Here is an 11,773-nt window from a genome sequence, read left to right as displayed (position 1 = left end):
GAGGTTCTGATGGAAAGCACTACCCGGCCCTCCGCCGGTCACATGAGAAGTGTCATCGTCATCACCTGCGTCACCGCCGTCGGTGGTTTCCTCTTCGGTTTCGACAACGGGGCGATATCCGGCACTGCCGGATTCATCCAGGACCGCTTCGGGCTCAGCGCCGGTGGTCTCGGGTGGGTGACGTCGAGCATCATCGTGGGCTGCATCATCGGTGTGGTCATCGCGGGCCGTCTCAGCGATGCCATCGGCCGCAAGAAAGTCATGCTGGGCACCGCCGTCGTCTTCCTCGTGGGGGCGCTCGGCGAAGGGCTCGCGCCCAATGCCGAACTGCTGGTGGCCGCTCGCATCCTCGTCGGAATCGGCATCGGCACGGAGACCACGATCGCGCCCCTGTACATCGCCGAGGTGGCACCCGCGCATCTTCGAGGACGTCTCGTCTCCTTCAACCAGCTCTTCAACACCGTAGGAAACCTGGTGGTGTTCTCGGTGAGTGCGCTCATCGCGCGTGCCTCCAGCGACAGTTGGAACACCGAGCACGGCTGGCGCTACATATTCGTCATCGGCATCGTCCCGGCCGTCGTCTTCTTCGGTCTGCTCTTCCTCGTACCCGAGAGCCCCCGCTGGCTGATACGCCAGGGACGGACGGGCGAGGGTCTGGCGGCCCTGCGGCGGATCAGCCCCACCCGGTCGGACGCGGAAGCCGAACTCGCCGCCATCGAGGCCTCGATGGCGATCGAGGGCAGCAGGGCAGGCATCAGTGACGTGCTCGCGCCACGCTTCCGCAAGACGCTCGTCATCGGCTTCGGAGTCGCGTTGTTCCAGCAGATCACCGGAATCAACGCGATCTTCTATTACGCCCCCGAGGTGTTCAAGTCGGCGGGTCTGCAGGCGAACGACGCCATGTCCAGCACCGTTCTGATCGGAGTGACACTCGTCGCCGCCACGCTCGTGTCGATGTGGCTCATCGACCGGGTCGGCCGGCGCACACTCCTTCTGACCGGTGCGAGCGCGATGACTGTCCTGCTGGCCTCTATCGGCCTGGTTTTCCGAAGCACCCACCCCAGCGCGCCTCTGCTGCTGGCCCTGATCCTCGGATACGTGGCGTTCTTCGCGGTTTCCTTCGGCACGATCACCTACGTGATCATTTCCGAGATCTTCCCGACGCACATCCGCGGCGTGGCCGCCTCCATCGCCACCTTCGCCCTCTGGGGCGGCAATTACCTCGTCTCCCAGTTCTTCCCGATGCTCGTCGAGGGCATCGGCTCCTCCAGCACCTTCTTCATCTTTTCCGGCATCTCCCTGCTCGCTCTGCTCTTCACTGTCGCTCTCGTACCGGAGACAAAGAACAGAAGCCTGGAGGAGATCGAGAGGGAGCTCTACGGGAACCGGCATCCGGTGGACATGGGTCGTGCAGCTACGACCGTGTGACGGAGACGTCGGACTGCGCCGTCCAGCCGGAGCGGCAGATCGATGGCACTGCGGCTGGACTCGCCCTGGCAGAGGGCCGGTGCTTGCCTACGCGTTGTCTCCAAGTCGGCTTCCCTGGGCCGTCATGGACTTGCCCGACCGGGCGGAAGTTCTCGTGCCCGCCCCCGGGCCCGCCCGGACCAAGGGGAGCGAAGGGCGACCCCGGTAGGCCGGCGCCCACTATCACGCCGTCTCCCCGGGACCTCGGGTGAACCTGGCGCGGACTCCAACGCGCCCGGCCCACACGTGCCCCAACGGCCCGCGGGCGAGCCAGGCCCGGCTGGGCCCAGGATGAGCGACGCGCAGGCAGGCCATGACGTCGGTGGAGGCGGGTGCATCAACCTGCCTGGCCGACAGTGAGAACGAGAGCGAGAGGCCGACAACGCGAGTCGGCTGCAAGGTGGATCGATTCGCGCCCATAGGGCGTCCGCGCACCCGTTCAACGACCGAGTGATCCCAACGAGACTGCCTAAGGGGTTGCGCGGATAGGCACGGTGGCGACCTCGGCTACGGAACGGGCACAGGTCCCGGTGATCATGGAGTTGCGACGCTCTGCGATCACTAGGGAGACCTGTGCCCGCGCTTCCTTCATGGCTGACCGAACCGCTCTGGGACCATTCGCAGCCCTGCTGCCCGAGCCGCCGGAGTACCACCCGGACCATCCACTCTGCCACCGCCGACGCATCAGCGACCGGATCGTCTTCGACAAGAGGGCCTCGGCCCATTGCCCGACACCATTACCGTGCATTTGGACGCCGGCTAGGACTCGGACACCACCCGTGCTCTGCTCAGCGAACGCGGCCTGCACAGACGCATCGCGGACAAGAGCGAGCAGGCGCCCACTCAGGCCAGTCGGCGTAGGCACGTCGAACGCACTCACGCGTGGCAGAACACCTTTCACCGTCTCGCCCGGTGCTACGAGCGTCGCGTCACTGTCATTGATGCCTTCTTCGACCTCGCCGACACGATCATCGCCGTGCGCAACCTCATCCGGCGGTCCTGGACAACTCATCGCTGGGACGAACGCCCGAACCGCCGACCGTGATCCTTCGGCCCCGCTCCGGTCACTTCGGAAGATCGGCGGAGAGGAAGGGAGCCAGGAGCGAGAACAACGCGTCGGGGCGTTCGAGGGGGATGATGTGGCCGCAGTCCTGGAGATGGTGTCCGACCAGGTCATCGGCGATGGGACGGAGTTGGCGTTCGAGCCCGGTGCCGACGGGGTGAGAGCCGACGGCCATGGTGGGCATGGTCAGCCGAGCCGTCGCGACGGCGTCCTGGATCTGCTGCGCGCTGGTGGGCAGGGCCCGGTAATAGGAGAACGCGCAGCGCAGGGCCTCGCTCCCGGTGTACGCGTGGACGAAGGCCGCACGGATGTCGTCGGGTACTCCGCGCCCGAGCGTCCCCGAGTCGAGGAACCAGTCGATGTACGCGGCCTCGTTGCCGGCCAGGACGGTCTCGGCGAGGCCGGGGACGGCGTGGAATCCGAACCACCACAGGGCACTGCCCGCAACGACGTGCTCTGCTCCGGGCAGGCGGCCGAGCAGTGCCTCCATCACGACCAGTCGCCGGACGAGGCCGGGGCGGCGCAGCGCGAGCAGGACGGCGGGGGCGGTGCCCGCGTCGATGCCGACCACCGCTGCCGAGGGTTCGCCGAGTGCGTCGAGCAGCCCTTCGGCGTCAGCGGCGAGGGTGCCTGCGTCGTAACCGTCGATGGCACGTGTACTGGCACCGAAGCCTCGGAGGTCCGGGGCGATAACCCGGTACTGCCCGGCCAGTCGGCCCATGATGCCGCTCCAGAGTTGCCAGGTGTGCGGGAAGCCGTGCAGCAGGAGAACCGCAGGTCCGTCCCCGGCGATTGCGACGTTGAGTTGGACGCCGTTCGTCGCGATGCGGCGCAGGTGGTGTGCGGTGGTGACGGGCATGACGGCTCCTCCGGATGGTTACCATTGGTGACCACAGAACGATAGGTAACTGTCCGACCGCTTCCTAGACGGCACTTTCAGGGAAGGTGGTGAGCCACAGGTGACCACCCGAGGAGCCCGGGCCGCCGGTCGCGGGGTACGCGGCGATCTGTTCGATCCCCATTGCCCGACGCGGCAGTTGCTGGACCGCATCGGTACGAAGTGGACGTCCATGGCCGTCAAGACGCTCGCCGATGCCGCACCGAGCGAAGTGCGCTTCGCGGAGCTGAGACGCCGGATGCCCGGCGTCTCGCAGAAGATGCTGTCCGTGACGCTGCGAAACCTGACCCGCGACGGGCTGGTGTCTCGCCGGGTCGAACCGACCGTGCCGCCGCGGGTCTTCTACCGACTCACCGGACTCGGGCTGTCCCTGGAAACCGCGCTTGCGGGGCTGCGGACCTGGGCGGAGGAACACATGGCCGAGATCGACCGCGCCAACGAAGCCGCCGACCAGGAGGCCGATGGGGGGTAGGCAGGTCGGTTCGGTTCCGCGCTCCGTACTGATGGCTGGGTTACTCGATGTAGCCGGCGTCGCCGCCCCGGTATCAGGTAGGAGGTGGAGGGGATGTCGCCGGCGCAGTGGCCGGCGACGAAGGAGCCGGTGAAGGACGACGGGGGAGACGGTGTTCGAGGACAGCATCTTCCTTCGTTGCGAACCGGCCCGGTCGCATTGGCGGCGATGCACCCGCACCATCGGATGCAATTTTTCTTGCACTCGCAGAGGTGACTACACATATGGTTGCCTCGGATGTTCGACGACTATGAGGAGCGTGGACGCCGTGACCATGCATTCGGCGACCCTGGCCATCAACGAGACCCTGCAGGCCCGTAAGGCCGCCGGCGAGAAGGTGCTGCACCTCGGCTTCGGCGAGGCTGGCCTCCCGGTCCCCGAGCCGGTGGCACAGGCACTCGCCGAGGCAGCGCGACGCAACGGGTACGGACCGGTCGTCGGCTCCGTCGAGGCCCGCGAGGCGGCCGCCGGCTGGTTCAGCCGCCGTGGCCTTGCCACCGACCCCGACCAGATCCTCTTCGCGCCGGGCTCCAAGTCCCTGCTGTTCGCCCTGCTCGCGGCGCTCCCCGGCGACCTGGTCCTGCCGCGCCCGGCCTGGGTCAGCTACGCGGCGCAGGCCTCGATCGTCGGCAAGCGGACCCTTCCGGTGCCGATCCCCGCCGGGGCCGGCGGCATCCCCGACCCCGAACTGCTCGACGAGGCCCTGGTGGCGGCGCGCGCCGCGGGCCACTCCCCCGGCGTTCTGCTGCTCACCGTCCCGGACAACCCGACCGGCACCGTCGCGCCCGCCGACCAGGTGCGCGCGGTCTGCGCCATCGCCGAACGGCACGGCCTGGCCGTCGTGTCCGACGAGATCTACGCCGAGTTGGTGCACGACGGCAGCCGTGCGCCGAGCGCCGCCGCCCACCTTCCGGAGCGGACCGTCATCACCAGCGGGCTGAGCAAGTCGATGGCGCTCGGCGGCTGGCGGATCGGGTTCGCCCGCGTACCGCAGGGCCCCTGGGGCCGTGCGCTGACCGCGGATCTGGTCGGCGTGGCGAGCGAGATCTGGTCGGCTCTCGCCGCCCCGATGCAGGCGGCCGCCGCCTACGTGCTCGATGACCCCGACGAGGTCACCGCTCACATCGACACCGCGCGCAGGCTGCACGGGACGGTGGCGCGCGCGGTGCACGCCGAATTCGTCAAGGCCGGGGCCGACTGCCGGGCACCGCGGGCCGGTTTCTACCTCTACCCCGACTTCGAGCCGCTGCGCGCGGAGTTGGCCGCCCGCTCGGTGAGCACGGGGTCTGAGCTCGCCGGCGTCCTCCTGGAGGGGCACGGCGTCGGCGTGCTCGCCGGGTCCGCCTTCGGCGACGAGGAGCGCGGTCTGCGTGCCCGCGTCGCGACCAGCCTGCTCTACGGCGAGAGCACGGACCAGCGCTGGGCGGCCCTGCGCAGCGCCGACCCGCTCGCCCTGCCGTGGATCGCCGATTCGCTGGCGCATCTGCGCGGGGCGCTCGCGGACGTCACCGGGCGCGGCTGACGGCTCGTCGGGGGCGGGCGGCAGGGCAGGGCGGTCGGCCCTCTCTCCAGCCCGCCCGCGGCCGGGGCGCGCACGGTGGGCGTGTCAGCCGTCGTCGCGGCCCGCCCCGTCCACATACACGCCCAGGCCCTCCAGGAGTTCCTCCTCGCGCAGGAGCGTGGAGCGGGCGTCGTGGCCGCGGGCCTGGGCCACCCCCGCCGCAAGCGCCTGTACGAGCGAGGTGAACGCGGTCAGCGAGCGCAGCACCGAGGGGCTGGAGGCGTCGACGAAGAACGCCTCGTGGGCCTCGGGCGCCAGGGGCGAGGACGGGTTGTCGGTGAGCGCGACGCAGTGCGCGCCGCGCCGCCGCGCCCACGCGAACGCCCGTACCGTGTCGGCGGCGTAACGGTGCACCGAGACGGCCACGAAGCAGTCGCCCTCGCGGACCCGGCGCAGTTCGTCGGCGAGCCCGCCGGCGCCCCCGGTCACCGTCACCACGTCCTCGCGCAGCATCCGCAGCAGGTAGCCGAGCAGATACGCCGGGGCGTGGCACTTGCGGAGCCCGAGCACATGCACCTGCGGGGCTTCGGCGAGCGCCCGCACCGCCTCCTCCCAGGAGGCCCGGTCCACCTGGGCGAAGGTGCGGGAGATGTTGGCGAGGTCCTGCGCCGCGGCCCGCTCCAGCAGGTCGCCGCCCTCGGTGGCCAGCTGCTCCAAGTTGTCGTAACGGCGCAGCAGTTGGGCCTGCTCGCGCAGATGCGTGCGGCACAGCCGGGTCAGGCCGGGGTAGCCGGAGAGGCCGAGCCCGGTGGCGAACCGGACGACGGTCGCCTCGTTCACGCCGACCGCCGACGCCAGGTCGGAGACGGTCATGAAGGCCACACCCTCCGGGTCGGCCAATACCCGTTCGGCGAGCAGCCGTTGGGCGGGGGTGAGGCGTGCCGAACGTTCCTGGAGGCGCGACACGAGCTCGTTGTAGTTCGTCGGCGTCTGCCGTGCTGCGGATGACATGTGCTGATCCTCTCGCTCCGGCCCGGCGGCGGACCGTGCGGCCTGGGTCACGGGGCGGTCCGCAGGGCGCACTCGGTGAACGGGGTGTGTGTCATCGGGCGGCCGGAACGGCGCCCTCGGTGAACGCGGACAGCGGCAGTACGGCGTGTTCGCCCCGCGCCCCGCGCACCGTGATCCGGTCCCGGCCGAGGTCGGACACCGTGGTGCAGAGCGTCATCAGCGGGTCGTCGCCTGCCGCCGTCCGGTGCACCCCGTCCGGCAGGGGCGCGGAGGTCAGCGCCGACACGAACCACTCGGCGTCCGGCGCGTCGCCCGGACTCAGCCGCTCCAGCGCCCGGCCGCGCGCGGCGCTCTCCGCGTACTGGCCCAGGTCGGCGGTGGCGCCCTCGCCGCCGCCTGAGAGCGCGGCGTCCGGCGCATCGGGAAGCAGTCGGATGTGGTTGGTGTGCCAGTGCAGTTCGTCCGGGCCGGCCTCGACCATCGCGGTCCGGCCCGCCGCCGCCTCGACCACGGCGATCCGGCCGGTGGCGCGTTCGCCGATGGTGTACGCGAACCCGCCCGCGGTCGGCCGCGTCCGCAGCAGGTCGAGCGCCGCGTCGAGGGTCGGCGCCTGCTGCAGGGCCCGGGCCGCGAAGTGCCGGCCGGCGCCGGGGCCCGGCCGGACCACCTGGATGTGGTTGATGCCCCAGACCAGACCGTTCCCGGTGGCGGTGAACGCATTGGCCGGTACGAAGCCGGGGTACCACTGAGCAGTCACCGGGGCCTGTCCTTCGATCAACAGGGTGAGCAGCATCAGCCGTCCGTCGAGGGCGGGCGCCCCGTCCTCGTTGTGCGCGACGAAGGCCCCGGAGCCGCCACGTCGGCCCAGGTCGGTACAGCCGGTGCCGTCGCCGACGCCCAGGTCGCCGCGAAGGTTGGCGAGCAGGAGGTCGTCGAAGGGAACGCCGGATCCCTCGGCCAGCGCGGCCAGTTCGGCCAGTTCGCCGGGGAAGGCCTCCCGGGTCGCGGTCACCACCCGGTCGAGTCGGGCGGCGCCGGCCGGAGCTGCGGTCGCGCGCCGCAGCGCCTCCCGTTCGGGCATGGCCTCCTGGACGGCGTGGATGTCCGCGCGGGCAGTCTCGCCCAGCGCGCGGAAGGCATCGTCGCGGCTGCCGGACACCACGAGCCAGCGCAGTCCGGCCAGTTGCTGTTCCCTCACCGTCGCACCCATCGGGCCCGTCCCTTCGCTCGTGCGTCGCAGATCTCGTCAGGCTCTGGAAACCAAGAGGTGACCAGGGATTGACGCTATCAAGATTGCATAAGCATTATCACCTGCAAGTCTCATTGCACCCCGAGGTGCGCGGCTCCCCCGAACCCCGGTCGTCGCCCACCGCCCCGCGCCACGACCAGGAGCCGCCCATGAAGACGTCGCCCCGTACCCACGCGCAGCCCGACGCCGACGAACGGGCCGAACTGCGCGGCGCCCTGACCAATCGCAAGATGTCGATGATCGCCATCGGCGGCGTGATCGGCGCGGGGCTCTTCGTCGGCAGCGGCAGCGCGATCGGCGAGGCGGGCCCCGCGGTCGTCATCGCTTACGCGGCCATCGGCCTGCTGGTCATCCTGGTCATGCGGATGCTCGCCGAACTCGCCGTCGCCCGGCCCGACACCGGCTCCTTCTCCAGCTACGCCGGCCGCGAACTGGGCCCCTGGGCCGGCCTCACGATCGGCTGGCTGTACGCCTACCAGTGGTGCGTCACGGTCGGCTTCGAGGCGGTGGTCGGCGCCACCCTGGTCAACGGCCTGCTGCCGCAGATCCCCACCTGGCTGGCCGCACTGGTGCTGATGGCCGCACTGATCGCCGTCAACTTCGCCCGCGTCGAGTCGTTCGGGACCTTCGAGTTCTGGTTCGCCATGATCAAGGTCGCGGCGATCGTCGCCTTCCTGCTCATCGGCCTGGCTGCGGTGCTCGGCATGCTGCCCGGCGCGGACGCCCCCGGGATGACGAACCTCACAGGGCGCGGCGGGTTCGCGCCGCAGGGCTGGGGCGCGGTCCTCACCGCCTCGCTGGTGGTGTTCTTCTCCTTCTTCGGCTCGGAGGTCGTCACCATCGCCGCGGGCGAGGCCAAAGACCCCGCCCGCGCCGTCCGCAAGGGCATCAACAGCGTCGTCTGGCGGATCCTGCTCTTCTACATCGGCTCGATCGCCCTGGTCGTGACCCTGCTCCCCTGGAACGCCACCGCGGTCGCCCAGAGCCCGTACTCCGCCGTCCTCGACCACCTCGGCGTACCCCACGCGGGCACGGTCATGGACTTCATCGTGCTCACCGCCGTGCTCTCCTGCCTCAACTCCGGGATCTACTCCTCCTCCCGGATGCTGCACTCGCTCGCCGAACGCGGCGAGGCACCCCGCCTCCTGGCCCGCACCACCCGCCAGGGCGTGCCGGCCGCGGCCGTCGTCGCCGCCTCCAGCATCGGCCTGCTCACCGTGGTGGCCAACTACTTCCTGCCCAGTGGCACCGTCTACCAGTTCCTTCTCGACTCCTCCGGCGCCGTCGCGGTCGTCGTCTACATCGTCATCGTCGTCACGCACCTGCGCGGCCGCGCCCGGCTCGACCGCGGCGGCTTCGAGGACCGCGAAGTACGCATGTGGGCCTACCCGTATCTCGACGTCATCGCCCTCGCCGCCCTCCTCGCGGTGATCGGCGGCATGGCCGTCACCGACAGCAGCCGCCGCTCACTCTTCCTGACCCTCGCCATCACCGCCGTCGCGATCGTCGCAGGCACGATCCACCAACGGCGGCGGGCAGCGAAGAGCTGAGACCGAAGGCCCCGGCGGCGCGAGTGGCCTCGTCGGTCTGGGCTGGTTTCCTCGTGATTCCGTGCTGTCCCCCGCTCGATCTGATGCGCCTGTGGTGAGGCAGTGGTACGCCGCTCAGGGCGCTGTCTGCTCAGAAGGCCGTCACCAGTGCTGGTGACGGCCTTCGCCGGGGAGCCCTTTGGGGTGGTCAGGGGCAGCTGATCCGGGTGTCGCCCGAGTCCGTCGTGCGGGTGTCCGTGTTGTTGCCGCCGTTGGCGGTGTCATTGCCGGAGATGTTGTCGACGGTGTTGAGGTTGTCGGATCCGTTGTTGCCGATCAGGTTGTCGTTGCCGGGGCCGCCGTTCAGGGTGTCGTTGCCGTAGCCGCCGTCTAGACGGTCGTTGCCGTAGCCGCCGTACACGGTGTCGTTGCCGTAGCTCGCGTTGACGCTGTCGTCTCCGCCGAGGGCGCAGATCACGTCGTTGCCGAAGGTGCCGTTGAGGGTGTCGTTGCCGCTGGTGCCGATGATCGTGCAGCCGCGCGCATTGTTGACGGCGGTGGTCGCCGTGGCGCTGTTGTTGCCGGGGGTCGGGTCGGCCGCGGTAGCGGTGGCTGTGGCCCTGTCGGTGAGGGTGCCGTTGGCGCGGGGCTCGACCACGATCGTCACCGTGGGGTGGGCGCCGGGGGCGAGGGTGCCAAGCGAGCAGCTCGCGCTGGTGGCGGTGGTGGTGCAGGTGCCCTGGCTCGGGGTGGCCGAGACCACCGAGGCGGCGGGTCCGGTGAGGGTGTCGGAGACGGAGACGCCCGTGGCGGAGGCGGTGCCGCTGTTGTTGGTAACGGTCACGGTGTACGTCGCGCGGTCGCCGATGGTGACCGTCGCCGGGCCGGTCTTGGTGACCGACAGGTCCGCGCTCGGGGGCGGTGTGCCGGCGCCGCCCTCGTAACGGGCCAGGGCGAAGTCGGTGTTCGGGCCGCCCTGACCGGCAGCGACGATCTTGCCGTCGGGCTGGAGCGCCACGCCGCGGGCCTGATCGCTGCCGCCGAAGTCGGTGGTCACCAGACCGCCGGCGCCGAAGCCGCTGTCCAGGCTGCCGTTGGTGTTGTACCGCAGGACCGCGAAGTCGCCGCCGGGGCCGTTGCTGCCGGGGACGACGATCCTCCCGTCGGGCTGCAGCACGACGTCCTGGGCCCCGCCGCCACCGGAGGTGAGGACCCGGCCGGCGTTGCCGAAGGTGGTGTCCAAGCTGCCGTTGACGTTGTAGCGGGCCAGCGCGAACCTGCCGCTGCTTCCTCCGGCCGCGACGATTCTGCCGTCGGGCTGGACCGCCAGCCCCTCCACGGCCTCGTAGTCACCGAAATCGGTGCGCTCGATGCCGTCGCCGCTGAAGCTCGTGTCCAAGGTGCCGTTCGCGTTGTAGCGAAGGAGGACGAAGTCGAAGCGGGTCGTCCCGACCTGACCCCCGACAACGATCTTTCCGTCGGGCTGCAGCGCCAGGGCGCGCGCATCGCCGCCCTCCTGCAGTGACTCCGGTGCCGGGTCGGTGGTCACCTTGCCGTCGCCGCCGCCGAAACTCGTGTCCGGGGTGCCATCGGCGTTGTAGCGGGCCAGCGCGGCCTCGCCGCCGCTGGTGCCGAGGGCAACGATCTTGCCGTCGGGCTGCACCGCCACGTCCCGGGCTTCGTCCGGGCTGCCGAAGTCGGTGAACACCCTGCCGTCGCCGCCGCCGAAACTCTGGTCCAGGGTGCCATTGGTGTTGTAGCGGGCCACCGTGAACCAGCAGCAGTTCTCGTACCCTCGCCAGCTGCTGCCCACCGCGACGATCTTGCCGTCGGGCTGCAGCGCCACGGCGTGGGCCTCGCTCCACTGGAAGTCTGGGTTCATGTTGTTGATGGCGGTCGCCACGGTACCGTCGCCACCGAAACTGGTGTCCAGGGTGCCATCGGCGTTGTGACGGGCCAGCGCGAAGTCACTCTCGAATACCGCATAGTCGGCGGAAGCGCCGACAGAGACGATCTTGCCGTCGGGCTGCACCGCCACGTCGTTGGCGAGATCGTCGTCGGCGAAGCTGGTGAGCACCCTGCCGTCGCCGCTGAAGGTGGGATCGAGAGCGCCCGGGGCAGCGGCCGCGGTGCCGGGCAGGGCCAGGACGAGCGCCAGACCGGTGGTCGCCACGACCACGGCCCGGGCTGCCCGTGACCGGCGGCGTCTTCCCCAGTGTCGAAGCAACGCCGGTCGCAGATGAGAGGTCAGCATGGGCCGCAGCTTTGCGCCGGACGCACAACATTCCGTCCGTCGCTGGGCCGCGTTGCGCTCACCGGCCGCCGGAATCCACCCCCGCGGGTGAGAAACCACGACGAGGGCGGGTGAAGCGTCGGGGGACCGCAACTGAGACCACCGACCGGCGTGCGGCACGGGCCCGGCTCGTCGCCACATCCGGTGAACCAAGAAGCCCCAGCTCAGATGATGTCTGGGCTGGGGCTTCGGCGGACACCGCTTGGGGAGCGAGGTGGGGCCGGTTGAGGTCTGACCTGCGGCATCCGGGC

The 11,773-nt window shown here is 70.3% G+C and carries 8 protein-coding genes and 1 pseudogene; 5 read left to right on the top strand and 4 right to left on the bottom strand.

What is annotated here, in order from left to right; translation table 11 throughout:
* The first annotated feature begins 9 nt into the window (after window positions 1-9).
* Complete coding sequence (locus tag CG723_RS28060) at window positions 10-1,428, top strand: sugar porter family MFS transporter (RefSeq protein ID WP_100596284.1); 1,419 nt, start codon at window positions 10-12, stop codon at window positions 1,426-1,428.
* A 612-nt stretch (window positions 1,429-2,040) separates the two neighbouring features.
* Window positions 2,041-2,512: pseudogene (locus CG723_RS28055) on the top strand (hypothetical protein).
* 19 nt (window positions 2,513-2,531) lie between these two features.
* Here the strand turns inward: CG723_RS28055 and CG723_RS28050 are convergent.
* Entirely contained in the window at window positions 2,532-3,389 is an 858-nt protein-coding gene (locus CG723_RS28050; RefSeq protein WP_100596283.1) for an alpha/beta fold hydrolase, read from the bottom strand.
* A gap of 100 nt (window positions 3,390-3,489) precedes the next feature.
* Between CG723_RS28050 and CG723_RS28045 the strand changes: the two genes are divergently transcribed.
* Window positions 3,490-3,900, top strand: a complete 411-nt coding sequence (locus CG723_RS28045) for a winged helix-turn-helix transcriptional regulator (protein ID WP_100596282.1) — start codon at window positions 3,490-3,492, stop codon at window positions 3,898-3,900.
* A gap of 307 nt (window positions 3,901-4,207) precedes the next feature.
* On the top strand, window positions 4,208-5,461 hold the full coding sequence (locus CG723_RS28040; protein WP_100596312.1) for a pyridoxal phosphate-dependent aminotransferase: 1,254 nt from the start codon (window positions 4,208-4,210) through the stop codon (window positions 5,459-5,461).
* Between the two features lie 84 nt (window positions 5,462-5,545).
* Here CG723_RS28040 and CG723_RS28035 read toward each other — a convergent pair whose 3' ends face one another.
* The gene (locus CG723_RS28035; RefSeq protein WP_100596281.1) at window positions 5,546-6,451 is read right to left on the bottom strand and encodes a MurR/RpiR family transcriptional regulator; all 906 of its coding nucleotides are present in this window, start codon (window positions 6,449-6,451) and stop codon (window positions 5,546-5,548) included.
* A gap of 91 nt (window positions 6,452-6,542) precedes the next feature.
* The gene (locus CG723_RS28030) at window positions 6,543-7,661 is read right to left on the bottom strand and encodes a C45 family autoproteolytic acyltransferase/hydolase (protein WP_100596280.1); all 1,119 of its coding nucleotides are present in this window, start codon (window positions 7,659-7,661) and stop codon (window positions 6,543-6,545) included.
* Between the two features lie 188 nt (window positions 7,662-7,849).
* Between CG723_RS28030 and CG723_RS28025 the strand changes: the two genes are divergently transcribed.
* A complete protein-coding gene (locus tag CG723_RS28025; RefSeq protein ID WP_100596279.1) occupies window positions 7,850-9,250 on the top strand; it encodes an amino acid permease in 1,401 nt (466 codons plus the stop codon).
* A gap of 187 nt (window positions 9,251-9,437) precedes the next feature.
* Here CG723_RS28025 and CG723_RS28020 read toward each other — a convergent pair whose 3' ends face one another.
* Window positions 9,438-11,408 carry a calcium-binding protein gene (locus CG723_RS28020; RefSeq protein ID WP_324904896.1) on the bottom strand — a complete coding sequence of 657 codons (1,971 nt, stop codon included), beginning with the start codon at window positions 11,406-11,408 and terminating at the stop codon, window positions 9,438-9,440.
* Window positions 11,409-11,773: the final 365 nt, after the last annotated feature.

The organism is Streptomyces sp. CB01635 (assembly GCF_002803065.1).
GTDB lineage: Bacteria > Actinomycetota > Actinomycetes > Streptomycetales > Streptomycetaceae > Streptomyces.
Note: the sequence above shows the minus strand (reverse complement) of the source record. Positions and strands in the feature narration are given on the sequence as shown.